This is a genomic window from Hahella sp. CCB-MM4, assembly GCF_002260525.1.
Taxonomy (GTDB): domain Bacteria; phylum Pseudomonadota; class Gammaproteobacteria; order Pseudomonadales; family Oleiphilaceae; genus Hahella.
In genome coordinates, this window is sequence record NZ_MRYI01000016.1 from 108531 (window position 1) to 134002 (window position 25472).

Genomic DNA, 25472 nt, shown 5'->3' on the forward strand with positions numbered 1-25472 from the left:
CGGCAAGCTGCACCAGTTCTGTGCGACTAAAAATAACAATATGAAATTTATAGGGAAAACAGCAGGTTGCTAAGGTTGGCAAGTACTTTGCTCCTGAGTCCTACCAAAGCTTAAAAATATTGGTAGCCATCTTGGAGTTTTTGCCCATGCACAGCGAGGCAGCTGTCATGCCCGAATCGACTGACGATCAGCCTTCTTCTGCGGAAGCCGTTGCTTCTTCGGAGCTGCATCCCGTTATCGTGGTGGGTGCGGGGCCTGTGGGTCTTCGCTGTGTGGAAGAGTTGTTGCGTTACGAGTTGAAGCGGCCGATCTGGCTGTTTGGTGAAGAGCGTTGGGATCCATACAACCGGGTAAGACTTTCCAGCCTGCTGGCCGGCGACATTCGGCTGAGCGATATCAATATGAGCCTCCCGGCGGAGGCAATGAGCAAAGTCGTACAGATCAAACAATGTCAGGTCGTGGCGATCGATCCTGATACCCGGACTATTCGTGATCAACATGGACGTATCCATGCCTACCACAAGCTGGTTTTGGCCGTAGGTTCCAAAGCCTTTATTCCCAATGTCCCCGGCGTGAATCTCAGTGGAGTCTATTCTCTGCGCTCGTTAAGCGATACCGAAGCCCTGTTGGCCAGGCGTGCAAGAGTCCGTCGGCTGGTGGTGATCGGTGGAGGATTGCTCGGCCTCGAAGCTGCCAAGGCCATGGCCCGGGACGGTACTGAAGTGGAAGTTGTGCAGCAGGCGTCCCATGTCATGAACCGTCAGTTGGATTCACGAGGTGGTGAAAGGGTCAGCGATTATTTGCGGCTGCTTGGTATCCGGGTGAGGGTGGGGAGTGGTCTCGCTGAAATCTGTGGTGACCATCAAGTGACCTCCATCAGGCTTCGAGACGGAACCGAAATTCCCTGTGACAGTGTGCTGCTGGCGACAGGTATTACCCCAAATATTGAAATGGCCCGGTCTGCCTGGATAAAAGTTGGTCGTGGGATACGCGTGAATGATGTCATGCAGACTTCCCAGTCGGATATATATGCCATAGGGGAGTGTGCCGAACATCAGGGGCATGTGTATGGCCTGGTTGCTCCTGGATTGGAGCAGGCAGCCGTGGCCGCCGCTCATATATACGGAGAGGAGGCGGTCTATCGTGGTTCCATGATGGCCAGCCAACTGAAAGTCGCCGGCATACCCGTTACCAGTATCGGTCCGTGGGAGAAACTGGAAGGACAACCGCGGGTGCGGGCACTGGTGTACAGCGATCAACAGCACTACCGAAAGATAATCGTTCGGGAAGGGCGGCTGGAAGCCGCCATGGCGGTAGGGGATTGGCCTGAAAAAAATCGTTTGCAGGAAGCCGTGACCACCCGGCGTTATCTGTGGCCCTGGCAGCGTTTCGCATTCTTGCGCAAAGGACTGTTATGGGGCGACGCAGAAGAAAGCCGGGTCAGTCAGTGGCCGGCAGATGCGCTGGTGTGTCAGTGCATGGCGGTTTCCCGCGGTAAGCTCAGTGCTGCCATAGAGGAGGGAGCCTCCACCACGGACCAACTGGCAGCCTGCACAGGTGCGTCTACGGTATGTGGTAGCTGTAAACCGTTGTTGGCGGAAATGGTCGGTTCACCAGCCGGGATCGAGCCAATCAAAGCGAAAGGTTCCCATCTCGGTTGGGGGATTGCCGCCATGTTACTGGCGCTATTCTTGTCGTTCTACCCTGCTTTTGGCGTGCGCAATTCGGTTCAGGAGGTCTGGCCTCTGGATATTCTTTGGCGAGATGGTCTGTTCAAGCAAATCTCCGGTTTTACCTTACTCGGGCTGCTGGTTATTGGTCTGGCTTTGTCCCTGCGCAAACGGGTGCGTTTCTTTTCAACCGGTAGGGGAGCCATCGGCGGATTCGATTATTGGCGCCTGGCTCATGTGATTCTTGGTGGGCTGGCATTGGCTGCACTGGTGATACATACCGGATTGGCGATTGGCTACAACCTGAATCAATGGTTGATGCTGGATTTTTTGGCAGCTGCAGCTCTGGGAGCGTTAACCACCTACGTGATTGCCTTGCAACACCGAATAGGAAGGAAACCTGGCAAGCGATTAAGGGAGTGGATGTACTGGCTGCATGTGGTGGTCATCTGGCCTCTGCCTGTATTGCTTGGGTTCCATATTCTTAGTGTCTATTACTTTTGATGGTTGCACGAAAGAGAAGCAAAATAATGATTAGCGAGCGCACAAAATGAAGTGGTTGAGCTGGGGGCTGATCAGCATCTTGCTTGGTGTCTTCTGGGGGTGGAGTCTGTTCACCAAAGAACAGAATGCCCGTTACCTGATCGGTGAGACCACAGACGGTCACCATCAAATCGAGCTGGCCTGTGAAAGTTGTCACCTGGAGCCCTTTGGTGGTGCTGAGTTGATACAGGAAGCTTGCACGAACTGCCATGGTGCTGAACTGGCAAGGGCTGATGACAGTCATCCGAAATCAAAATTTACCGATCCACGTAACGCGGCCCGAATAGAAGTATTGGACGCCCGGTACTGTGTTACTTGCCACATTGAACACCGCAATGAAGAAACTCATGAGATGGGAGTCACACTGCCGGAGGATTTCTGTTTCTACTGTCACGAGGATATCGGAGAGGATCGTCCGACCCATAAAAATGTACCGTTCTCCGACTGTCTTACCTCCGGCTGTCATAACTATCACGATAACCGGGCCCTCTATGAGGATTTTCTGGTTAAGCATGCAGATCAAGCGGCCATTGGCCTGGATCCCCACCAGCCCATGCGTAACCTGCTGGAGCAGGTGGTGGCAGAAAAAGGGGCGGTCCGGCCCCTGACCTTGAATGAAGCGGATAAACCTCAAACCTTACATGTAGGTTCCGAAGTAATGGATGACTGGCTGCAGACCTCTCATGCTGCTGCCGGGGTTAACTGTAGCGGATGTCACCAGTCTTCTGGTAGCACTTGGGTGGATAAGCCGGGGCTCGAATCCTGCCAGAGTTGCCATCAGCAGGAAGCCGAAACTTTCCTGCAGGGTAAACATGGTATGCGTCTGGCTGGAAGTGGGGATCTACCACTCTCTCCGATGACTCCAGCCATGGGGCGGTTACCTTTCAAAACAGATGCGCTGGAGACTGAACTTACGTGTACCACTTGCCATGGCGCCCATCGGTTCGATACCTGGAAAGCCGCAGTGGAAAGTTGCCTGGGATGTCACAACGATGAACATTCACGAAATTATCCGGATTCACCTCACGCAACGTTGCGCGAACTGGAACATCAGGGGCTGGCGGATCCTGGTACCGGGGTAAGTTGCGCCACCTGTCATATGCCCAGACTTGAAAGTGCCGGACTCGGTGGTGAGGCAATACAGGTGATGCACAACCAGAATGACAATCTTCGTCCCAATGAAAAGATGATTCGCTCGGTTTGTATGGATTGTCATGGATTCCCCTTTTCTCTGGATGCGTTGGCAGACCCTGAGCTGATCAGAAACAACTTCAAAGGGCAGCCGGCAGCGCATGTGGAGAGTATCGATTGGGCGACGGGCCGCCGGGAAGAGTAGTCGTTTCAACATGTTTTACCTGTCGGGATCTTATGAATCCAAACACAGTCTCACAAGAAGGCTGGAATCATAAAAAGCAGAGCGTGGAAATGCTTTCGGCAATTCATGTCGGGTTAACGCTAAAAGGTGAGAGGAAAAACACATGAAACAACTGAAATTACTAACCAAAAATTCTAAATCGGAAAAAGTATCTGTATGGGGCCGGTCTTCTGTAAAGGCTTGGTCTTCTATCGCGGACTTGTCTTATGTCGGGACCAAAGGCGCTGTGTTTGGGTTGGCCGTGACGGCGGGATTGATGATGACTGGGTGTGAAAGCGAACCCCAGGGTATCTCCCCACAACAGTTTACTGATGCGCTGCATAAAGTTATGGAGTCTGATCGGGCTGTATATACCAAGCAGGTGGTTAACCGATTGGCCAAGGAAGAAAAGGTTATCAAGGCGAGTGAGCATTTCATGGATGAAAAAGCCCTGCCGTTACCTGCCCAGATGTTCCGTTTCGGAGCTGAAATGGTGGCGGGAAAAACAGATGATTTCAGCTACTCGTTACAGTCTCTGTGGCCCATCAACAAGCAGAATGCCCCGGTAACCGAAGTGGAGAAAACCGGGCTCAAGTTTATCGCCGATAATCCGGGGCAGAACTACTACAGCGAGGAGGAACTCGGTGGCCAGAAATACTTTACAGCTGTCTATCCTGACATTGCCGTCGCTCCGGTTTGTGCATCCTGCCACAATGAGCATAAGGATACTCCGCGCACCGACTTCAAAATTGGCGATGTGATGGGCGGTGTGGTCATCAGGGTGCCCGTCGGATCCTAAGCCATGCAACTGCCCGATAATCGATTGGGGTACTGGCGACAATTTTCAATCAACCTGCTGATTGCTGCTCTGGCGACGCTGGGATTGGCAGGTTGTAGTGGTGGAGCCGAGAATGAGCTTGTCAGTGCCGGTAAGACAGTCTGGGAAGCCAATTGCAGAGTATGTCATCAGCAGGGATTGGGAGGCGCTCCGATGATAGGGAATCAGAAGCAATGGGCTCCAAGGATTGCTCAAGGAGTGCCCGTGCTGATCGAGCATGCGACACAGGGATATTCGGGAGCAACAGGAGTGATGCCCCCACGGGGAGGGAATCCCGATCTGCCGGATGAGCAATTGAAACTGGCTGTTGCCTATATGGTGTCCCAAAGCCGCTAACGCCAGATAGATATCTACGAATATTACATGTTATTACATTTTGGCGCTGGCTAGCCGGCTCAGTCAGGTTATGCTTTAAAGCTACAGGCCGGTTAGCTCTACGGAACTGCCGGCCTTCACTGATAAAAATAAAATACGAGTGAGAATTCCGCCATGCACGATAATCAACGCTGGACCAGCAGAGCGTTATGCCTTCTGCTGCTTTTCTCTGGAGTTTTCGGCTCCATGAACGTTCTGGCTGCCCGGGACGCGAATAATCTTCTTGAAGATATCCATCAAGCACGTCTGCAGGCATACCTGCTGTTAACCGATTACTATAATTTCAGTGCCAATGCAGGTGACAAGCAGCTGATGATTGCGCTTGACGAGGGCAAGTCCTCAATGGACTCCCTGGTGAGTAGCCTGTCGTCAGGCTACGATTCGCCGGAATATCTTGCGGCTTTGAGTAAGTTGCAGGAACACTGGGTGAATTATAAAGCTCTCCTGGAACGTAACATTGAAGATATCAAGACCCTTGGGTACCACGAGCTGCAACTCGTATTTCAGCTTGCCCAGCTGAATGTGGATGTGGGCACCACGCTTGGGCGCATGTATCAATTGGTATCGGACCAGCAAAAAGTGGTGTTGTCGGATGTGCAGGCACGAAGCCGTCGCTCGGCTTATACCATGGCGGTGATGATGACCAAATATGCCGCCCGCAGTACTTCCAATATCAGCCAGGTGTTCCAGGGGGAAGATCCAGAGGAAACCCTGGATATACTGGCATCTGAGTTTGATCGCGATCTTCAGCAGCTACTTCAGCTTGAGTACGCGGATGCCTCAACCCTTGATCTTCTGCGTAAGGCTCAGATCAAATGGAACTTTATCCGTAATTCCTACATGAACTACAACGAGAACAACGTAAACTTCGTGGTAAACCGTTACTCTCGCCAGATTATAGAGTCGTTAGATTTCAGGGATTCGGCTTTATTGAAAAGTTAGCCGCTGGTTAATTGCTTCCCGTAGTGGGCTTCTAATCCGCTTCCACGGACGGCCTGTATCCCGGATAAGTCGTTCGGGATACAGAGTTATTTCTCGCAGCCGCCTAAAATTACCGATACTCTTGCAGTTTGCTTCGATTTTCATTCAGGGGACTGTAATGAGTGCTATTCGATGGGGAATTTTGTCTACCGGTAACATGGCCCGCCAGTTTGCCGAGGATTTTCAATATAGCCGGGGAGGTGTTCTATCTGCCGTCTGTTCCCGCAGACAGAATGATGCGGAAGGCTTTGCCCGGGAATTCGGACTGGAACATGCGTATTCCTCTCTGGAGGACATGTTAAGAGGAGGGCAGTTGGATCTGCTCTACATCGCCAGTCCCCACAGTCACCACTTTGACGCGGCAATGACTGCACTGAAAGCGGGAGTTCCCGTCTTGTGTGAAAAGCCAATGACCACCACGCTGCAAGCCACTGAAGCTTTGTATGAGGCGGCAGATAAAGCGGGTGTGTTTCTGATGGAAGCTCTCTGGACCCGGTTTAATCCCGCCATTATTGAAATGCTTGAGTGGATCAGAGAGGGACGGATAGGAGAAGTCAAAACCGTTCATGCGAATTTTGGTTTTGCCGTGAATGTGGAACCAGATCATCGCCTGCTGAATCCCGCTCTGGGAGGCGGAGCCCTGTTGGACGTTGGTATCTATCCTCTGTTTCTGGCGCAATTGGTGCTGGGGGAGGTCGCCAGTATGGATTCCCGAGTGGAAATTGGTGAAACTGGAGTCGATGTGCACGAGGACATCTGGTTGGAACACGCCGGAGGTGGAACATCTTCCCTGACGGCGAGTATTGATCGCTTCCTGCCCAATAATGCGATTATCAGTGGGACCAGGGGATATATCGAAATTCCCGGCCACTGGTTTGCCGCGAAGTCGCTACGTTATTGCCTGGAAGGCAAAGAGCCTGAATGGGCCTCTTTCGACTTTGCCGGGGCTGGCTGGCATCTTGAAGCGACTCACGTAAATGAGTGCTTGAGTGAAGGTAGAACTCATAGTCCTCTCTACACTCCACAGGACTCCATACGACTGGCCAGGACGATGAACTTACTCCTTGATCAATGGAAGACAGAATAGTCGCCGTTAAGCGTACGCGATTCTGTTTTGTCCTTTATTTAATTTTCCCTTGGTTCAATTTGCCCCGATGTTCTCTGACCCAGCGGGTGAGGGCTAAGAAAAGTCATGCTATGTCACAGCCAGGGCGATCGAATGATTGTCGGAACAGGCCCTAGCTTTGGGCCCATTCCTTGAGCTGCAGGCAGGGGCCCTGGAATACCAACTGAGTCGGATCAAGTTGTCCGGCATTGGTATTGACCAGAAGGCGGCTACTGTTGATCAACGCCTGCCACTCCTGTTTGGGTAGGGACCAGGCGCTTCCCGGCTCAGGCAGCGTTCCCAGATATGTAAATGCGTGGGTTTCCCGATCTTCAGCCCAAAGGTGGAGTTCCTGTTTAGGGGCCGGTGCTGCGTTCCTGGACCACTGAAGCGTGAGGAACGACTCGCCGGGAGCTTTCCCTTGATATCCACTGATGACAAATGCCACGTCGTCTGCAGTGTTGGATATGGATGCCTGCATGGGGGCCAGATAATCCGCTCCTCTGGCTTTCCAGTCGGTATTGGCCGGCTGGGTAATCACAAACACCAATAGCATCAGACTGGCCAATGCACTGCCCAGGCCAAGCCATTTCCAGAGGTTAAATGCAGTTGAAACTATACCGTTGGGTTCAGCGGCGGTGCTTCTTTCTGTGGTCGGTTGAAACAGACGATTTTGTAATGATTCCCAGGTTTGATCCGGTACCCGCATCGGAGGGACGTCACTGTGAATCGGGGACAGACTGTCTGACCATTCAGCTACGGCGTTCCGCAGAGGAGGAGTGACCCTCAGCAGCGTCTCCATACGTTTACGAACCAGAGGAGACAGGTGCCCTGCAACGTATTGCGAAGCCAAGTGCTCGCACACTTCAGGTTGTTGGTATCTCAGGCACTCAGACATTTTTTTAACTCCAGCAGACCTCTTCTGATCCAGGCTTTCAGGGTGCCTAACGGCTTTTGCATTTTGTCGCTTAGTTCGCCGTGGCTATAGCCATGGACATAGGACAGCAGAATCGCTTCGCGAGCCTCCTCCGATAGCAACGACAGGCATTGTTGCAAGCCGCGGCTGTCAGCAGGGCAACTTAGATTGGCTGAGAGCGACTGCATCAGAATATCTGTATCTTCCCGTAAATCCTCTGGTTTGCGTTGCAGACTTTTCAGCCGGTCCAGAGCAGCGTTGCGGGCCATCACAGTGAGCCAGCCCCAGGCCGATCCTGTTCCTGCAAAGGTTTGGGCCTGATGCCAGACTTTGACAAATACCTCTTGCAGCACATCTGCACTTTCGTGCGGATCTTTGAGGATGCGGTTGATGACTGTCATCAGCCTGCCGGAGGTTTGTCGGTATAACGCCTCAAAAGCCTTTCGGTCAGACAGGGCCACCCGCCGGAATAGGTCATCCAAACTTCCGTTGCTCGGTGATTCCGTTTCCTCAAGTCCCTGGGCACTTGTATTTTGTTCAGCCTTCAGTGTGATCCCTGCCATATGGATGGATAAAGTTCATCGTCAAGTGGTCAACATCATACTTGCGAACAGGCGCCTTTATCCACCCCGAGATGGCTAAAACTAATAAGTCCCGGAGCCACCATCGCCATATCCGTGGGACTTGGATTCTGACGGAATGACGTGCCAGACACTGCCCAAGCCGTTACCTTCTGCATCACCGGGTTTGCTGTCTTTGAACCAGGTATACAGAGGAGCGCCTTTATAAGCCCATTGATGAGTACCGTCTTTGCGGACCACAATGCTGTAGTCTCCACTGGCCTTGGCATCCTGTGGTGCCATAAATGGTGGCCATTTGACCGCACATTGATCGTAGCAGTTGGATTGTCCCTTGGAGTCTTTATCAAATGTATACAGAGTCATTCCTTCCGGCGTGGTCAGCACAGTGCCGGCGGAAGTCTGGTGGCTCTCGGCAGGATATTCGCCCCCGCCGTAAGCACAGGCTACCAAAGTCAGGGATAACAGGGCGGTGGCTGCGGATTGGATTTTCATAGAATCTCTCCTTGTGAGTAATTAAGTCTTCACTAACTAAGACGACAGGGAGAGGGTATTTGGATGCAAAAAACTTAAATTTTTTTCAATTATTTGAAGAAGAGGCCCATGGCTGGGAGAAAGCCCCGGTCATCTTTCTCATCTCTCTCAACTCTTTTCAAGGGCTCTCTGTGCGATCAAGTCTACGGTATACATAGCCTGCTCCCTATGGAGCAGGCTATGGGGAGTCTGTTACATGGAAATGTGGAACCTGCGGTTTACTGAAAAGGTTGTTACTTCGCAGATGATTTACATTCGTCCAGAATCGGCAGGATAAAAGGCTTGTTTTCCTTGATCTCCTCAATGGAGAGACCATTGAGTTCGTACGGGAATACCAACCAGTCTTCTGTGCTGTGGAGGCAGTAATCCGGTTCAAGGGTCGTCTTGTTAAAGGACGGACGCTCCCATAAAGTGGCGATTTTGACATCTTTGGGCATGTTGCGTTTGCAATTGCGCTCCAGCTTGTCCAATACCGCTTTAATATTGAGCCCGGTGCTGAATACGTCGTCCACGATAAGCAGACCATCATCCGCATCCAGGTTTTCCAAAAGATACTGAGTCCCGTGAACCCGTATTTCAGTATTGGGGGAGGCCACCATATTGTGATAGTAAGGCTGCCCACGGTAGGAGGTTCGCAGGGCGATATGGTCTGTTTCAACGCCCAGTGTCTGTAGACATTCCTGAACGTATATACCGATAGAACTTCCGCCACGCCATAAACCGACAATAAATGTGGGGCGGAAGCCACTTTCAAAAATCTTCACTCCAAGACGGAAAGCGTCGAGAATGAGTGATTCTTCATCAAGATAGCGCTTTTTCATAGCCATGTGGTTGCCAAAGTCGAATTAGAGAGAGAATATACCCGATTGCGAAAAAATTGCGAGATCGCAGTAAATATTGATGCGGTAAATTGCCGGTAGAAGAGATACAGAGAAGATTAAAGACAGTATGAGTGAAAAACAGTATCTGACAGCGCAAGGCTTATTAGAGGATTCATACCGGCTGGCGGCCAAAATCATCAGCAGTGGGTTTCGTCCCACGTTCATGTTGGCTATCTGGCGGGGTGGAGCGCCTATAGGAACCGCCGTGCAGGAGTTTCTTGATTTTCACGGGATTGTGACTGACAACATCGCCATTCGTACATCTTCATATAGTGGGATCGACAACCAAAGTCGCCAGGTCAAGGTATTTGGCTTGAACTATCTGGTTAAGAATGTGCAAAGTCATGATCGCCTGCTGATCGTCGATGATGTGTTTGATACCGGCCGCTCGATTGAAGCTATTATTGATGAACTGCGCAAACGTGCGAGATTGAATACTCCGGAAGATATCAGGATTGCCGTTCCCTACTACAAGCCCAGTCGCAACCAGACGGGCCGTATTCCTGATTACTACATTCATGAAACGGAAGCCTGGTTGAAGTACCCCCATTCCCTGGAAGGGCTGACGCCCGAAGAAATTGCCCGCAATCGCCCGGCAATCTATGACATCATCAAGGATCATTTACCGGGAGCTCAATGAGGCTCTTATGCCGGGCGGGTAGCGCCGCGATTAAAAGCGGTTTATATCCAGGTAAAGTCCTCTGACAGGTTACCTTCGAGGTCGCTTTCGCCGGTGACCTTGTTCCTGCCCTCTCTCTTGGACTGATAAAGGCAGGCATCGGTGCGCCTCATCAGGTCCTCTATACTTTCCCGCGAATGGTAAGAGCCTACTCCGGCGGATACGGTCAGGGAGCCCAGCTTCTTGTTTTCCTTGCTGTCTGAAAGTGGCTGTCGGGCAATTTTCTGGCGACAATTCTCGGCGACCGACATGGCACCAACGTAATCGGTTTCGGGTAATAGAATGGCGAATTCCTCCCCACCCACACGGGCGACCATATCACTTCCCCGGACGCACTGCGTCAGACTGGAGGCGACATAGCGCAACACCTTGTCGCCGATGGAGTGGCCGAATTGGTCGTTGAACTGTTTGAAGCTATCAATATCAATCAGAATAACGGCAAGGGCAGTATTTTCATGCATGGACAGGTGAATCGCCTTATCCAGGGCAATGTCGAAAGCTCTTCGGTTTCTTACCCGGGTGAGTGAATCGGTATTGGCCTCCTCATTCAGACGCTCCATTTCCATGCGCAGATCTTTAATATCACTGGCCATGCTGCAGACGGTTTCTTGCAGGTTATGGGTTGCCTGCTCGCGTTTACGGGTTTCCACCAACAGTTCCCGGATCATTTCCTGGAGAGCGTCAGAAGTGGAGACATCCTGAATCTGGGCGGAAAACTGCTGTAAGGTTCTGGAAAAATCTGAAAGCTGTTCGCCTTCGTCATTCAGGTTTTCCAGTAGCTCCGTAATAATTTTGCGCACGCTGTCTTTGAGCTTATTGATTTCTGCCTGCTCTGTACTGCACAGAATATATTTGGCATAGAGCTCTGCATTGACCTCATCGGTGTAGTCTGCCTGCTTCTTGTCGAGATCAAAAATGTGCGCTTTCAGGCCAAGATTCTTGCCAATGGTATACTCGTACCAGACCGCATAGTTTTCCGGGGTTGTTGCTATCTTTCGCTTGCTCATCTCTGGTAGCGTTTGTTTCAGATAGTGTATGGCCTCAGTCAGGTCGGTTTTACGAGTCATTTCTCAATCCGCGGTGTGGTATTCGATAGCTGCCCCATGGGGCTGTTGATGGTTCTGACTTTTTGAAAAGTATAGTTGAGAATTCATTCCTTTAGATATCCCCAACTCTCCTGAAAGCATGCCGAAATCTTATCAGGAGGCGTTTTGCGAGTCATAGTCTAAACTAAATTCTTGAAAGACTTGATAGTTTACTACTTAATCCTGATGGTGCTTTGGGTTTCTCCGAACAATGAATAACGCCTTGATGACTTCGCCGCTGCTCTGGGTCAGTGTTGTATTGCTGGTGATGAGTGTACTACTTGGCTGGAAGCTGAAGTCGGCACAGAGCAAATTAAAGGAAGCTGCGACCCATGACCATGTGACCCATGCTCTGGAATGGCCCTATAACGAGCAGGAAGCATCGCGCATGGTCAAGCATTGCGAGCGATATAAGGAATCCATCAGCTTCCTCATGCTTGATGGCGATCATTTTCGCCGTATTTATGATGAATTCGGCCCGGAAACCGGACAGGAAGCTATGTCAATTCTGGCGTCTGCGGTTACCAAGGTCATCCGGGAAGTGGATATTTTCGGGCGCTACGGTAGTGGTAAGTTCCTTATTTGCCTGCCATCGACAAACCTGAATGGGGCGGTTGTATTGGCCGAGCGTATTCGACAGGCGGTGGTTGAAATCAAGCCTCAACGGTATAACTCCAATTTTTCCGTTAGCATCGGATGCGCAGAAAAACAGCAAATGGAGAATATGAACGATGTGATCAAGCGGGCCAACCATGCCCTGGAAAGAGCCAGGAAGGATGGCGGGAATCGTGTGGCTGCATCGAAAAATCATGAAGCAAAAAGCCATCGAAATGCGGTATGGCCTAATTTGAAGAATCTATAAGTCCAGCTCGGATTGCCGCAGACGAGCCGCGAATCCTATTGGCGTCCGGCTAAGACCGGGTCCCTCTGTTACGACCCCAGAACAATGTCCCGATACCTGCCAAAATCACCAGACCAGCCACTACCAGATGCAGCGTTAGAGATTCATCAACAAATATCACACCTCCCAGCGCCGCTATGACGGGAACCAAAAGCTGTAATATGCCTGCCTGTGCCGCAGAAAGGGTCGGTAGAACGCTATACCAGATTGCATAGCCTACGGCTGAGGCCAAAGCGCCGGATAGAATCGCCAGTGTGATTCCGGGACCGGATAAGTGAAATTGATCAAGGCTTATCGCAGCAACAAGCGTTATCAAGGCATATGGTGTACTCAGGCGGAAGTTTCTGGCTGTAGACCTTAACGGGTTGGTAGTTGAGCGGCCCAGCCAGGTATATACACCCCAGGCCACACCTGCGGCAGCCATCAGGACTGTTGCGATAGGTTCGGGACGGGTAGCGGAAGGCAGCATCAGGTAGGTAAAACCGCCAATCGCAATAAGAAGTCCAAGTATTTCCAGTCCATTAAGGCGCTGCCCGGCGATGAATCCCAGTGTTACCAGAGTGATTTGTACCATGGCAAACAGAACCAGAGCTCCTGTCGCCGTATTCAGTTCAACGTAGGCATAGGAAAAGCAGACGGCATAGATAAACAGCGCGGTAGCGCCCTGGCTGAACCAGCAGGATTGGGAAGGGGAAGGATTCGGTGGTGCTGTTTTTTGGTGGTCGCGGTAGGCGACAATCAGCCACAGCATCAGTGCGCCTGAAATCAGCCGGGCTGCAGTAAAGCTGCCCGGGTCAATGGTTTCGGCACCAAGGGCCATTCGACAAAGTACTGAGTTAGCGGCAAATGCGATTAGCGCCAGACTGATCAGTACCAGGGCCATTGGTCAGGCTATATCAATGGCCCGCGCACTGGCGGGCGGTATCCTGGATTTTCTTCACCATTGCCCTTAATCCATTGCCGCGGGTCGGGCTCAGGTGTTTCAGCAGGTCCAGTTCCTGGAAAAGGGCATCCATATCGAAACCGGCGATGTTTTGGGGAGACTGGCTGTTGAACGCTGTCATCACGACCGCTGCAAGCCCACGAACAATCATGGCATCACTGTCTACCAGCACGTAGAGCTTGTTTTCCGTTTCATCATAGTAATGAACAAACCAGACTTGGCTTTGGCAGCCGTGGATGTAGTTTTCTTCTTTACGATGCTCTTCCGGCATCGGCGGAACCTTCTTGCCCAGATCGATGACATAACCGTAGCGGTCTTCCCAATCATCAAGGAATTCAAAATTTTCCCTGACTTCGTCCAGGGTGGTTTCGGTTCCCAGCGGATTGGATTCAAAAATGGTTTTTTCGGCTACAGCGGTCATCGTCTTTTCTGTATCTCTGTTTGAAATTTGTCGTCAGCTAATGTGAATCACTACCAGGCCAGATGGTGCCGGGGCGAGCGGCTAAAGCATTCCCAGTTCCAGTTTAGCTTCTTCACTGAGCATGTCGTTATTCCAGGGAGGATCAAATACCAGCTCCACATCCACATGATCCACATTGGGAACCCGGCTGACTTTAAACTTAACGTCATCAGCGATCACCGGACCCATGCCACAACCCGGGGCAGTCAGAGTCATTTCGATATGGACCTGATTCTTGTCGCCATCCTTGCCGATGGAGACGTTATATACCAACCCAAGGTCTACGATATTGACGGGGATCTCCGGATCGAAGACAGCTCTGAGTGCTTCCCAAATATGGCTTTCGTTGACTTCGCCTTCCTTGACGTCATCAAAATTGAAGTCGGCGGTATTTTTCCCCAGGGCATCCGCATCTTTACCTTCAACCCGGGCAAGGTTGCCGTTGACCACGACGGTGAATGAACCGCCGAGTGCCTGGGTGATTGTGACAAAGGTGTCGGACGGGATAACGATCTCTGTCCCGGCTGGAACCAGTCGGGCAGGGCATTCACGTTTGGTGAGGACGACTTCGCGTTCCATGTTATGCCTTTAAAAAGTTAGTTGCTAAAACCGGATTATCGGGCAGCCTGGTTGTAACCTCAGGCTTCCTGGCGGATGGATATGCTCTCTCCGCAGCCGCATTCGGATTCTGCATTGGGGTTGTTGAACCTGAACATGGAGTTCAACCCTTCTTTGACAAAATCGATTTCTGTCCCGTTAATCAGGGGCAGACTCTTGGCGTCCACAAAAATGGTAATATCACCATCCACGATAAACTTACGGTCGTCTTGCTGTGGCTGGGTCACCAGATCCACCACATACATATAGCCTGAACAGCCACTGGTCTTGAGTCCTACCCGGAATCCCTCAGTACCCGGCGTCCTTTCAATCTGTTTGCGGATATGGGCTGCGGCAGTCGGGGTAATACGCAATCCCACGTCAGGTGTAAAGGTTTGCGCGCTCATAATCAATGCATCTCCTGGTGTATCTCGTTCAGTCCTGGTTCTGTCTTTTTCAATCAGATCCACTCTGTTTTAGTCAGAACCACTTTTTTAATCAGAACCACTATTCAATCAGTGCCATTCTTTCAATTAGTCAGAACCCACTATTCAAAAAAGCCACTGACGCTTTCAATAAAAGCGAATCAGCGAAATAGTCTTACTATCTTTTGTAGGGCAGCAAAGAGTTTTTCAACCTCTTCCACTGTATTGTAAAACGCGAATGACGCTCTGCTGGTGCCTGGAATTCCCAGGTGTTCCATCAAAGGCTGCGCACAGTGGTGCCCGGTACGTACCGCAATCCCCTGTTGGTCCAGCAAGGTACCCATATCACTGGGATGCAGGCCATCAATCAGGAAAGAAAACACGGACACTTTGTCAGGTGCTTTGCCGATCAAACGCAGGCCGTCGACACTGGAGGAGAGCTCCAGCGCGGTCTTGAGCAGATGATCTTCGTGAGCTTTGAGCTGCGACTTATCAAATTGCTCAAGGTAACTGAGGGTAGCCCCCAGTCCAATGGACTCGGCAATCGCCGGTGTGCCGGCTTCAAATTTGAACGGTAGTTCGTTGTAAGTGGTTCCACTGAACGAGACGCGCTCAATCATCTCTCCGCCACCTTGATAAGGAGGCATTGATTCCAGCAGTTCCCGGCGACCATACAGAGCGCCAATGCCGGTGGGGCCGAATACCTTGTGGCCTGAAAATGCGTAGAAATCACAATCCAGATCCTGGACATCGACCTCCAGATGCGGCGCGCCCTGAGCGCCATCGACGACCACAACCGCACCGGCTTCATGTGCCAGACGGGTGATTTCCTTGATCGGGTTAATCGTGCCCATGGCATTGGAGGCGTGGTTGACCGCCACAATTTTGGTTTTATCTGTCAGCAGCGATTTGTAGGCATCCATATCGAGCTCAATTTGCTCGTTGATCGGAATGACCTTCAGGACCGCGCCGGTCTGTTGCGCGACCATCTGCCACGGCACGATATTGGAGTGGTGCTCCAGCTGGCTGACGATAATCTCATCACCTGGTTTCAGAGTGGAGCGTCCATAGCTCTGGGCTACCAGGTTAATGCCTTCGGTGGTGCCGCGGACCCAGATAATCTGTTCACGGGAAGGGGCATTCAGGAATTTGCGCACCTGATCACGGGCAGCTTCGAATTCACCGGTGGCACGGTCGCTGAGTGCATGTGCGCCACGATGAACATTCGAATTGGTCTCCCGGTAATAGCGGTTCATGGTTTCGATCACGACTTCCGGCTTCTGAGCCGTTGCCGCATTATCAAAATAAACCAGTGGATGACCGTTAACCTGCTGTTTCAGGATAGGGAAGTCATCACGTATCGCATTTACATCGAAAGGCCTTTTTATTGCCTGTGTCATCTGCTTTCTCCCGGTCTGCCTGCTACTTCGCGCAGTCCTGGCAATGTTGGTAAAACTGTTCCGCGGATTGCTGTACATGTTCGTGGACTGTTTCGATATCCATTTCATCCAGCACGGTTTCAATGAACGCGTGACTCAGCATCCGGTGGGCATCAGCCTTGGATATTCCGCGGGTCTGGAAGTAATAAAGAGACATTTCATCCAGCTGTCCCACGGTGGCTCCATGAGCACACTTAACGTCGTCGGCGTAGATTTCCAGCTCCGGTTTGGTATTCACTTCAGCAGTATTGGTCAGCAGAAGATTCTTGTTGCTCATATTGGCGTTGGACTGCTGGGCATCCCGATGAATATGGATACGTCCGTTGAAAACCGCTTTGCCCTGATCGGTCACGATGCCTTTAAAGACTTCCTCGCTGGTGCAATGTGGCGCGACATGATCAATCGCTGTGTGGTAGTCAACGTGGGACTGGCCGCCAATCAAATAAGCGCCGTAAAGCTTGCAGTCCGCCTGGGGGCCGAGCAGCTTGATCTGGATATCCCGGCGTTTCAACGCACCGCCGGTGGCAAAGTTGTGCTCAACAAACTGGCTGCCGGCCTGTTGCTCCACAAACACCGCACCGGTATGGATGTGCTGTTCACTTTCAGAGTTCAGGGCGTAATGTGTCAGGTGGCTGTTCTCTGCCAGAAAAATTTCGCTGATGACATTGCGCATCTGCACTTTGCTGGCAATATCCAGGAAGGTTTCAAGCACAGTACCTTTCGCGCCGCGCTCTACAACGATAAGTACCCGGTTATGACTGGAAAAGCCCTCATCCCCGGAACCGTTGGCGTGGACAATTTGTACAGGTTTGAGTGGTTTGCTGTCTGCTTTAATATGGATCAGCACGCCGTCCTGCAGTGTGCTGGCATTCAGTGCCGCAAACGGATGATCCTGGAAGCCGAAAGTCTTGTTGAGGTGGGCTTTGATCAGGTTCTGCTGTTCGTCTGAGGCATTGGCAAATGGAACCACATTAAGCGCAGCATCCTCAATTTCCGGAGCGGATTGCAGCTCGCCGTTTAGCAGGGTAACGGTATAAAAATCCCCTTTAATGCCTTCAGCATTGGCTTTATCCGCTGCACTTTTCAGTTGCAGGATATTGCCTTGCACAATGGCGGCGATAGGCGTGTATTTCCAGCTTTCCGTTTTACGGGTCGGCAACTGCATTTGCTCGAATTGCTCAAGGCCCAGCTGACGCTCAGCGTTCAACCAGTGCAGACCTTGGGGAAGCTGCTCTCCCCAGGCTTTGGCTGCATTAAAGCAGTCCTGATGAAATTCTTGATAAGGGTTGGTGCGCGTTGACATATCTAACCTGTTCCTGTCTTATCCGTGTATTTCGTGATTCGGTTTACACGGAATCAAACTACGCTTTTCTCATCATCGTCGATGTTCAGCCAGCCATAGCCTTTCTCTTCCAGCTCCAGGGCCAGTTCGCGGCCACCGGATTTCACGATGCGGCCATTGGCCAGCACGTGAACATAATCCGGCACAATGTAGTTCAGCAGACGCTGATAGTGAGTGACGAGAATCACGGCCCGGTCAGGGCTTCGCAGTGCGTTTACACCATTGGCCACTGTCTGCAGGGCGTCGATGTCCAGGCCGGAATCGGTCTCATCCAGTAGTGCCAGCTTGGGCTCCAGCATCAGCATCTGCATGATTTCGTTACGCTTCTTCTCGCCACCGGAAAACCCTTCGTTGACACCACGCTTGAGAAACGCAGGATCCAGGTTGACCATGCCGATCTTCTGACGGGCCAGTTTCAGGAACGAGGCCGCGTCCAATTCTTCTTCGCCGCGATACTTGCGGATGCTGTTCATCGCAGTACGCAGAAATTGGATATTGCTGACACCGGGAATTTCCACGGGATATTGGAAAGCCAGGAAAATACCTTCACGGGCACGATCTTCCGGTTCCAGTTCCAGCAGATCTTTACCAAAATAAGTCACTTCCCCTTCGGTGACTTCATAACCATCACGGCCGGACAGGACATGGGTCAGAGTGCTTTTACCTGAACCGTTCGGACCCATAATGGCATGAACTTCGCCAGGTTTTACTTCCAGGGTCAGTCCTTTGAGAATGTCCTTGTCTTCCACTCGTGCGTAAAGGTTTTTGATACTTAACATACTTGATCCCGTTAACTTTATCCGGTGCCTGTATCAGCAACTGTCGGCACCGTTAATATTTTGAATTCCAAAAACAGTAATAGAGTCTGAAGGCCCGGTTTAACCGACGGACCCTTCCAGGCTGACCTCAAGAAGCTTGCCGGCTTCCACCGCGAATTCCATCGGCAACTCCTTGAACACCTCTTTACAGAACCCGTTCACGATCATGGAGACGGCGCGTTCCGCATCAATGCCACGCTGACGGCACAGGAACAACTGCTCATCACTGACCTTGGAAGTGGTGGCTTCATGCTCCACGACCGCACTGTTGTTCTTGCTTTCTATATAGGGGAAGGTGTGTGCGCCGCACTTATCGCCTATCAGGAGACTGTCGCACTGGGTGTAATTGCGGGCGTTCTCAGCCTTGGGACCAACCCTGACCAGGCCGCGATAACTGGCATCGCTGCGGCCGGCGGAAATACCCTTGGAGATAATGGTGCTCTTGGTATTTTTGCCCATGTGGATCATTTTGGTGCCGGTATCCGCCTGTTGCAGATTGTTGGTCAATGCCACGGAATAGAATTCGCCGACACTGTGGTCACCTCTGAGGATGACACTGGGGTACTTCCAGGTAATGGCGGAGCCTGTTTCGACCTGGGTCCAGGAAATCTTTGAATGTGCACCGGCACAGAGTCCACGCTTGGTCACGAAATTGTAGATACCACCACGGCCTTCTTCGTCACCCGGATACCAGTTCTGAACGGTCGAGTATTTGATCTCGGCGCCTTCCAGGGCTACCAGCTCTACGACCGCCGCGTGGAGTTGGTTTTCATCCCGCATCGGTGCGGTACAGCCTTCCAGGTAGCTGACATAGCTGCCTTCGTCGGCGATGATCAGGGTCCGTTCGAATTGACCGGTCTTCGCGGCGTTGATACGGAAATAGGTGGAGAGTTCCATGGGACAGCGAACGCCCTTGGGAATATAGACAAATGATCCGTCACTGAAGACTGCTGAGTTCAGTGAGGCAAAGAAGTTATCACGGGTGGGAACGACACTGCCCAGGTACTTTTCCACCAGTTCCGGATGATTCTGAACCGCTTCGGAAATTGAACAGAAGATAACACCGGCATCGGCCAGTTTTTCTTTAAACGTTGTAGCGACGGATACGCTGTCGAAGACGGCGTCAACCGCAACACCTGCCAGTGCAGCCCTTTCATGCAACGGAATACCCAGCTTTTCGTAGGTTTTCAGCAGTTCGGGGTCTACTTCATCCAGGCTTTTGGGACCGTCTTTCTGGGACTTGGGGGCGGAGTAATAGATGATATCGTTGTAGTCGATCTTCGGATAATGTACGTGCGCCCACTCCGGCTCTTCCATTTGCTGCCATTCACGATACGCCTTCAAACGCCAGTTCAGCATGAACTCCGGCTCATTTTTCTTGGCAGAAATAAAACGGATGACGTCTTCGTTGAGGCCTGGCTCAAGCGCATCACTCTCGATGTCGGTAATAAAACCGGCTTCATATTCGCGCTTGATATACTTGTCGACGGAATTTTCCGGGGTGGCCATGGGTTTACTCCACTTGCGGATATCAGTTTGATTCACACTTGTCGGTCACATTTCTGGAGCAGCTCCAGAACCGGGACCTTCACAACATTTAATCTGCGGTTATGGCTGATCAGGCTGCCGCAGCAATACTCCGAGTCATTGCCTGACGCTCCTTGGCCAAAATCTGGGCTTTAAGAAGTTGTCGTCCCGCACTGAGTCAGAGTTTTTTCATAATTCTTGAGTTGGTTGCTAGGGTACTTAAACCGCCTGTTTAAATCAATACCAAATTGGTAATCAATCGGGAAACGCGCTAGAATCTGGGCGTTTGGTGATTTTTGCCTTGATCGAACAAATAACTACCGAACAATGAACGACCTGACAGAAAACGCTCCAATAGAGAACATCCTATGTTACGACTGGCCAGACTTGCCGATTACGGATTGCTGATTGCCTCGTCCCTGGCGGACCCGGGAGGCGAACTGGTGAAACTGGAGCAGGTGGCCGAACAGACCAACCTGGCCATCCCTACGGTGCGTAAGGTCATGAAACAACTTGTAGACGGCGGGGTCGTGCGCTCTGAACGTGGAGTCAAAGGCGGTTATTGCCTGGCGTCTCCCGCTCACCATATCAGCCTGGCAAAGGTCCTCACGTCTCTTGAAGGTGGTGTGGCGTTGACCGACTGCTGTGATGAAGATCGATTGTGTGATGTGATGCAGGCCTGTACCGTACATGCCAACTGGTCAGTCATCAACCAGACCGTCAATGAGATATTCGAGAGACTGACATTGCATGATATGCGGCGGCGTCTGTCCAAGCTGGATGTCATTCAGAAAGTCAGAGTTGATTCAGATGTCATGGCGGTTGTGCTGGAAGGGTAGAGCCTTCTTTTTCAGCTGTATTGCAGATCTCAGATTCTTCCCCTGAACCCTCTGATTCCGCTCATTTTTTGTCCCTTCGTCATCTAACTGTAAGACCTTCGTCATAGTATCCCGCCAAAACGGCATTTTTTTCACAATTTTGCGATTTTTTTTGTTGTGCTGGACAGGATGTTTGCACATAATCGCGCCAAATAGACTATGGTCATATTTAGGTCGTCTGAAATCCGGTAAAACCCACGTAGCACACGGGGTCCCGATGTTTCAGGTTGGTAATATTTTCGCTTCTTGCTAGACGGATGAGGAGCCTTGTTATGAACCAGAAAGACTTTGCCAGTAGTAAGGTTTTTTACGACAACAAAAACTTTCCCCGTGGATTTGCCAGGTCCGGTATTTTCGCCAGGAAAGAAGCTGAACTGATTGAGCGGAACGGCTTTGCCTACCAGGAGCTCACCAATGGCAATCGTGAACCCAGCACTGATGCTGAGACCCGTTTTGTTAAAGTGATGAATGGTGAAGAGCCGATTCAGACAGAGCACGAAAAAGTCTGGCTGAAGTATCTGAAGCACATCGGTACACGGCGAGTTGCCTATACCACCGGGATGGCGTTTGCCATGTCGGATATGTCAGATTCGACCGACCTGGATACTGATTGATAGAAGGCACCTGTTAAGGTGCCTTTCTTTTTTGTCGCTCGTCTCTATACTGTTTTGCAGTTAACCTGCAGAACAGGACTTGTTTGTTTTAATGTCTTACTCATCCAACCTGGCCAGTAATCGGGCCGTACTATATGCCAATCTTGGTCAAGCCCTGCATAACGGGGACAAGTTTCCCCAGATTTTCGATAACGTAGCGGATATATCACCAGACTGTTTTTCCCGTCCCCTGGCGGATTTGGCCAATGCCGTGAGGGAAGCTCCCGACACGCCTCTGTTGGAACATCTGAAGCAGTCTTCTTTATTTCTATCCTGGGAGTTGAGGTTCATCCAATTCGGGCTGGCCACTTTGAAGATCGAAGAAGTGTTTGCCCGGTTATGTGAATACTATGTGATGATCGGGCAGCCAACCGGGCGTCTTATGCGCTGGACGGCCGGATTGTGGGGATTGCTCTCGTTTACCGGTGGCTATCTGGGCTATGTACTGGCCCCCGAAGATATGGCGTTATGGTCCGGCGCAGGAGTGTTTGTCATGCTCCTCGTATTTGGGGTATTAGTGGCGGCGCCGGCGATGGGGGGCTGGGTTGCCCCGGATTCCGGATTCTGGCGGCTGGCATCATGGCTTCCTCAATTCAGATCCCTGGTGGTGGCTCGCAGCGTCTACCAGTATCTGCTCAATCTGGGGCTCTGCATCCAGGGCGGAATGGATTTGTCCCGCTCCCTGAAAATCTGTGCCAAATCTGAACCTATCGGCTGGTTGCGGCAACGCTACCAGGGGGTGGCTTCGGATGTGGCCAATGGCAACCAGATTTCAAAAGCCTTTATTGCCAGTGGCATCCTGGCAGAAACTAAACTGACAGCCCAGCCAAAAGGTCACCAGGCTCCGGGTGGAAAACTCTGGGAACCGGGGATCACGGACATTGTCCGTCAATCCTTTACGGATCAACTGGACTTCGCTGCACGCTTCCTGCCGTTTCTGCTGTTGATACCGTTGGCGGTGGTTTGGGTGTATCTGGCTATCCAGTAGGCAGATTGAATTTCGTATGGACGTATTTCTGACTCTACTGGTCAAACTGGCGCCCCTTTATTTGTTAATCGGCCTGGGATTTATCGGCGGGCGGTTTCTTGAAGTGGAGAGTCGACACTTCGCCGGGCTGATGATTTATATCATCACGCCCATTGTGATATTTTCCGGAACCCTGCAGGCAGAAATTTCGCCGGCCGTCATCCTGGTGCCCTTATGGATGTGGATTTTGAGCGCCATCAATGGCGGGAGCTTCCTGCTGCTTGGCAAACGGGTGCTGGGCGACAGCCGGGCAAATATCCTGGCGCTTTTGGTAGGGACGGGGAATACCGGGTATTTTGGTATTCCTGTGGCGCTTCTGCTGTTTCCTGCCGATCAGGTTGGTCTGTATATCATCGCCATGCTGGGCGTGACGTTGTATGAAAACTCTCTGGGCTTCTATTGGGCCGCTAACGGTCGCTACACTGCCCGGGAAAGTTTCTTCAAAGTCCTGCGCCTGCCGTCGTTGTATGCCTTTCTGTTGGGGCTCGCTTTAAACCTCGCTGGCTTTACCATCCCCGAGCTTTTCGAGTCACTGGTGGTGAATATCAGGGGGGCCTACACGGTACTCGGCATGATGATCATCGGGGTTGGAATTTCACGGCTACGGATTGAGGCTGCCAGCATGAATTTTTCTGCATTGGTCATGTTTGGTAAATTTGTCAGCTGGCCGATACTGGCTGTCATTCTTGTCAGCTTGGACCGATGGATATTCCATGCTTATTCCAGCCAGATCCATGCGTCAATCCTGTTGGTTTCCATCACACCTCTGGCTGCCAACTCAGTCGTGATTGCTTCGCTGCTGAACATTCATCCTCAGCGAGTGGCTTTACTCACGCTGGTCAGTACGTTGGTAGCCCTGTTCTATATTCCGTTCATGGTCGGTTTACTGGGAATACGCTAGCTCTGTCGAGACCAGGAGGCTGTCATGTCTCCTGCCTCCTAGGTAGTTCCTATTGGCGCAGAAGCATCTGTCTTAAAGAGACCGGTGTTAAATCAATGGCCTCACCACCAGTGTCAGTCCGGCAATACCTGTAAATATCAGGATGACCCGATTAAACCATTGCTGCGGAATCCAGTGCAGGAAACGCCTGCCGGCGTAAGCCCCGACCAATACTAATGGCACTGTGACCAGAAAGGTCATCAGGTAATAGCCTTTGAAGATGCCTAATGCCCCGTAGACGGGTATTTTCGTCAGATTCACGCTGAAAAAGAAAATGGCTGAGGTTCCGACAAACCCATGCTTGTCTATTTTCAGCAGGAGGAGATACAGGGAGATTATCGGACCGGCAGCGTTGCCCACAGTCGTCGTTATTCCAGCAAGGACCCCGGATGTTCCGCGAACTTTGCCCGGATGATTCAACGCCCAATGGGTGATTCTGGGTCGGAAGGGCTCCAGACTGACCAATATCAGTATCAGGCTGCCGATAACCGGCCCCAGAGTATCGTTGTCCAGGAAGTATAAAATTCCAGCCCCAATAGCGATGCCCGCCAGAATCGTCGGCAGCATTTTCTTCAGTTCCTGCCAGTGAGCCTGCCGCCAATAGAGACTGACCGCCACGAGGTCTCCTGTCAGAAGGTACATCAGCGTGATTCCCAAGGCGTCTTTCGGGGGAAACATCAGCGCGACCGTCGCCGAAATAAGCGCGCCCAACGCGGGGATTCCGGCTTTCACAAAACCGGTAAACAGCGCAATGGCGCATAGAAACAATAAAAATTGAAATTCGAGCATTTCCAATAGCTGAACCTGATCAATTTAAGGCGGGAAGGTCTGTGTCGAGAAATGTCCATAATACTGACATCTGGTCAGTACGAGCCCCTGAGCCTTACGGGCCCTGGACCATAGGATTGACCAAGTATTCGACACAGTTCGAATATCTAACATAGCAAAGCTGACGCCATTCTAGCGACCGGAGTAAGGGGAGAGCAATTCACCCTTTAGCCACCCCCAGTATTGCCGGTTTTCAGCTTATCTGATAAATTGCGCGGACTCTTGAGGGAGTAATCAGCCGGCAGATGATTTGCCGGAGTCTGTGTCAACAAACTTGAACCTCAATGTTCATGGTGCAGACGTCCCGCTCAATAGGTGAGGGATTGATGAGACTTGAGACAAATGACACTGATCCGGGTGGGCAGTGGCGTTTGTCTTTGGTTTGATTCCCACCTGAGGTTCATTAATGGAAGCGCTTTTCAGTTCCGCTCTTGCTGTCTCTATCGCTGAGATCGGAGACAAAACACAATTACTTTCCCTGTTTCTGGCCGCCAGGTTTGCGCATCGCTATGCCATTATTCTCGGTATTCTGGTCGCCACACTGATCAATCATTCGATATCTGCCTGGCTAGGAGTTTGGGTCACCCAATATATTCCCGTCGGCTGGGGTCCTTGGTTAATCGGGGGAAGTTTTATCCTGGTCGCTCTGTGGGTTCTGATTCCTGACAAAGATGATGGAGCATCCGGTGCACTGGACCGATACGGGGCCTTCCTTGCCACTACCATCCTCTTTTTCCTGGCCGAAATCGGCGATAAGACCCAGGTTGCTACCGTCATTCTGGCGGCGCAGTACCAGAGCCTCATACTGGTGACGCTGGGAACCACATTAGGCATGATGCTGGCGAACGTCCCTGTGGTGTTGGCGGGGAACTGGATCATGCAAAGACTCCCCATGAATGTAATGCGCTGGACAGCCTGTCTGGTGTTTGCCCTGTTGGGCATCGCAAGCATACTGTTTGCCTGAAAATGCACTGCTTGTTCATGCCGCTTGAGCATAATTGCAAGAAAAATTCTTTAATAATCAAATAGTAAATTTTTGTACCTGAGCAATCACTATGTTTGTGGTGGAACAAAATACCTGATGAAACTCGTCGCAGGGATGGCGATGAGTTGATCTGGATCAACTCCAATATGGCTTCTGCACTGGATTCACCC

Annotated in this window: 27 protein-coding genes; 13 read left to right on the forward strand and 14 right to left on the reverse strand. The window is 51.4% G+C overall.

The window, feature by feature from the left end; translation table 11 throughout:
• The first annotated feature begins 146 nt into the window (after positions 1-146).
• The 6 genes from BTA51_RS22520 (at position 147) to BTA51_RS22545 (ending at position 6848) form a co-directional block, all read left to right on the forward strand.
• On the forward strand, positions 147-2174 hold the full coding sequence (locus BTA51_RS22520; protein WP_094711339.1) for an FAD-dependent oxidoreductase: 2028 nt from the start codon (positions 147-149) through the stop codon (positions 2172-2174).
• A gap of 46 nt (positions 2175-2220) precedes the next feature.
• Positions 2221-3549 carry a cytochrome c3 family protein gene (locus BTA51_RS22525; protein WP_094711340.1) on the forward strand — a complete coding sequence of 443 codons (1329 nt, stop codon included), beginning with the start codon at positions 2221-2223 and terminating at the stop codon, positions 3547-3549.
• 142 nt (positions 3550-3691) lie between these two features.
• Complete coding sequence (locus tag BTA51_RS22530; RefSeq protein ID WP_246841140.1) at positions 3692-4366, forward strand: DUF3365 domain-containing protein; 675 nt, start codon at positions 3692-3694, stop codon at positions 4364-4366.
• A gap of 3 nt (positions 4367-4369) precedes the next feature.
• Positions 4370-4741 (forward strand): cytochrome c5 family protein, encoded by a 372-nt coding sequence (locus BTA51_RS22535; RefSeq protein WP_094711341.1) that lies wholly within the window; start codon positions 4370-4372, stop codon positions 4739-4741.
• A 153-nt stretch (positions 4742-4894) separates the two neighbouring features.
• Positions 4895-5722 carry a hypothetical protein gene (locus BTA51_RS22540; RefSeq protein ID WP_141215651.1) on the forward strand — a complete coding sequence of 276 codons (828 nt, stop codon included), beginning with the start codon at positions 4895-4897 and terminating at the stop codon, positions 5720-5722.
• A 157-nt stretch (positions 5723-5879) separates the two neighbouring features.
• On the forward strand, positions 5880-6848 hold the full coding sequence (locus BTA51_RS22545; RefSeq protein WP_094711343.1) for a Gfo/Idh/MocA family protein: 969 nt from the start codon (positions 5880-5882) through the stop codon (positions 6846-6848).
• A gap of 151 nt (positions 6849-6999) precedes the next feature.
• Here the strand turns inward: BTA51_RS22545 and BTA51_RS22550 are convergent, their stop codons facing one another.
• From BTA51_RS22550 to BTA51_RS22565, 4 genes are all read right to left on the reverse strand, one after another.
• Positions 7000-7764, reverse strand: coding sequence for a hypothetical protein (locus BTA51_RS22550; protein ID WP_094711344.1), 765 nt, complete (start codon positions 7762-7764; stop codon positions 7000-7002).
• Complete coding sequence (locus BTA51_RS22555) at positions 7749-8345, reverse strand: RNA polymerase sigma factor (protein WP_094711345.1); 597 nt, start codon at positions 8343-8345, stop codon at positions 7749-7751. Before BTA51_RS22555 ends, BTA51_RS22550 begins: the two co-directional genes overlap by 16 nt.
• Positions 8346-8426: 81 nt before the next feature.
• Entirely contained in the window at positions 8427-8855 is a 429-nt protein-coding gene (locus tag BTA51_RS22560; RefSeq protein WP_094711346.1) for a hypothetical protein, read from the reverse strand.
• Between the two features lie 272 nt (positions 8856-9127).
• Positions 9128-9721, reverse strand: a complete 594-nt coding sequence (locus tag BTA51_RS22565) for a phosphoribosyltransferase (RefSeq protein WP_094711347.1) — start codon at positions 9719-9721, stop codon at positions 9128-9130.
• A gap of 121 nt (positions 9722-9842) precedes the next feature.
• Between BTA51_RS22565 and BTA51_RS22570 the strand changes: the two genes are divergently transcribed.
• Entirely contained in the window at positions 9843-10415 is a 573-nt protein-coding gene (locus BTA51_RS22570) for a phosphoribosyltransferase (protein ID WP_094711348.1), read from the forward strand.
• 41 nt (positions 10416-10456) lie between these two features.
• Here the strand turns inward: BTA51_RS22570 and BTA51_RS22575 are convergent, their stop codons facing one another.
• Positions 10457-11521, reverse strand: a complete 1065-nt coding sequence (locus BTA51_RS22575) for a GGDEF domain-containing protein (protein ID WP_094711349.1) — start codon at positions 11519-11521, stop codon at positions 10457-10459.
• 229 nt (positions 11522-11750) lie between these two features.
• On the opposite strand from BTA51_RS22575, the gene BTA51_RS22580 reads away from it, so the two are divergent.
• Positions 11751-12401 carry a GGDEF domain-containing protein gene (locus BTA51_RS22580; RefSeq protein WP_094711350.1) on the forward strand — a complete coding sequence of 217 codons (651 nt, stop codon included), beginning with the start codon at positions 11751-11753 and terminating at the stop codon, positions 12399-12401.
• 49 nt (positions 12402-12450) lie between these two features.
• On the opposite strand, the gene BTA51_RS22585 is transcribed toward BTA51_RS22580, so the two are convergent.
• From BTA51_RS22585 to sufB, 8 genes are all read right to left on the reverse strand, one after another.
• The gene (locus tag BTA51_RS22585) at positions 12451-13323 is read right to left on the reverse strand and encodes a DMT family transporter (protein WP_210404898.1); all 873 of its coding nucleotides are present in this window, start codon (positions 13321-13323) and stop codon (positions 12451-12453) included.
• 13 nt (positions 13324-13336) lie between these two features.
• Entirely contained in the window at positions 13337-13804 is a 468-nt protein-coding gene (locus BTA51_RS22590; RefSeq protein WP_094711351.1) for a SufE family protein, read from the reverse strand.
• An 81-nt stretch (positions 13805-13885) separates the two neighbouring features.
• Entirely contained in the window at positions 13886-14422 is a 537-nt protein-coding gene (gene sufT / locus BTA51_RS22595; RefSeq protein ID WP_094711352.1) for a putative Fe-S cluster assembly protein SufT, read from the reverse strand.
• A 59-nt stretch (positions 14423-14481) separates the two neighbouring features.
• Positions 14482-14847, reverse strand: a complete 366-nt coding sequence (locus tag BTA51_RS22600; protein WP_094711353.1) for an iron-sulfur cluster assembly accessory protein — start codon at positions 14845-14847, stop codon at positions 14482-14484.
• 179 nt (positions 14848-15026) lie between these two features.
• The gene (locus BTA51_RS22610; protein ID WP_094711355.1) at positions 15027-16265 is read right to left on the reverse strand and encodes an aminotransferase class V-fold PLP-dependent enzyme; all 1239 of its coding nucleotides are present in this window, start codon (positions 16263-16265) and stop codon (positions 15027-15029) included.
• Positions 16266-16287: 22 nt separating this feature from the next.
• Positions 16288-17607, reverse strand: a complete 1320-nt coding sequence (gene sufD, locus BTA51_RS22615) for a Fe-S cluster assembly protein SufD (protein ID WP_094711356.1) — start codon at positions 17605-17607, stop codon at positions 16288-16290.
• Between the two features lie 53 nt (positions 17608-17660).
• Positions 17661-18425 (reverse strand): Fe-S cluster assembly ATPase SufC, encoded by a 765-nt coding sequence (sufC, locus tag BTA51_RS22620; protein ID WP_094711357.1) that lies wholly within the window; start codon positions 18423-18425, stop codon positions 17661-17663.
• 99 nt (positions 18426-18524) lie between these two features.
• Positions 18525-19973 carry a Fe-S cluster assembly protein SufB gene (gene sufB / locus BTA51_RS22625; RefSeq protein ID WP_094711358.1) on the reverse strand — a complete coding sequence of 483 codons (1449 nt, stop codon included), beginning with the start codon at positions 19971-19973 and terminating at the stop codon, positions 18525-18527.
• 386 nt (positions 19974-20359) lie between these two features.
• Here sufB and BTA51_RS22630 point away from each other — a divergent pair, with 386 nt between their 5' ends.
• The 4 genes from BTA51_RS22630 (at position 20360) to BTA51_RS22645 (ending at position 23450) form a co-directional block, all read left to right on the forward strand.
• Positions 20360-20830 carry an SUF system Fe-S cluster assembly regulator gene (locus BTA51_RS22630; protein ID WP_094711359.1) on the forward strand — a complete coding sequence of 157 codons (471 nt, stop codon included), beginning with the start codon at positions 20360-20362 and terminating at the stop codon, positions 20828-20830.
• A gap of 311 nt (positions 20831-21141) precedes the next feature.
• A complete protein-coding gene (gene maoP / locus BTA51_RS22635; protein ID WP_094711360.1) occupies positions 21142-21483 on the forward strand; it encodes a DUF413 domain-containing protein in 342 nt (113 codons plus the stop codon).
• 91 nt (positions 21484-21574) lie between these two features.
• Positions 21575-22510 carry a type II secretion system F family protein gene (locus tag BTA51_RS22640; protein ID WP_094711361.1) on the forward strand — a complete coding sequence of 312 codons (936 nt, stop codon included), beginning with the start codon at positions 21575-21577 and terminating at the stop codon, positions 22508-22510.
• Positions 22511-22526: 16 nt separating this feature from the next.
• Positions 22527-23450 carry an AEC family transporter gene (locus BTA51_RS22645; protein WP_094711362.1) on the forward strand — a complete coding sequence of 308 codons (924 nt, stop codon included), beginning with the start codon at positions 22527-22529 and terminating at the stop codon, positions 23448-23450.
• Positions 23451-23537: 87 nt separating this feature from the next.
• On the opposite strand, the gene BTA51_RS22650 is transcribed toward BTA51_RS22645, so the two are convergent.
• A complete protein-coding gene (locus BTA51_RS22650; RefSeq protein ID WP_094711363.1) occupies positions 23538-24278 on the reverse strand; it encodes a sulfite exporter TauE/SafE family protein in 741 nt (246 codons plus the stop codon).
• A 445-nt stretch (positions 24279-24723) separates the two neighbouring features.
• On the opposite strand from BTA51_RS22650, the gene BTA51_RS22655 reads away from it, so the two are divergent.
• Positions 24724-25281: a TMEM165/GDT1 family protein gene (locus BTA51_RS22655; RefSeq protein WP_094711364.1), complete on the forward strand. Its 558-nt coding sequence runs from the start codon at positions 24724-24726 to the stop codon at positions 25279-25281.
• Positions 25282-25472 lie beyond the last annotated feature (191 nt).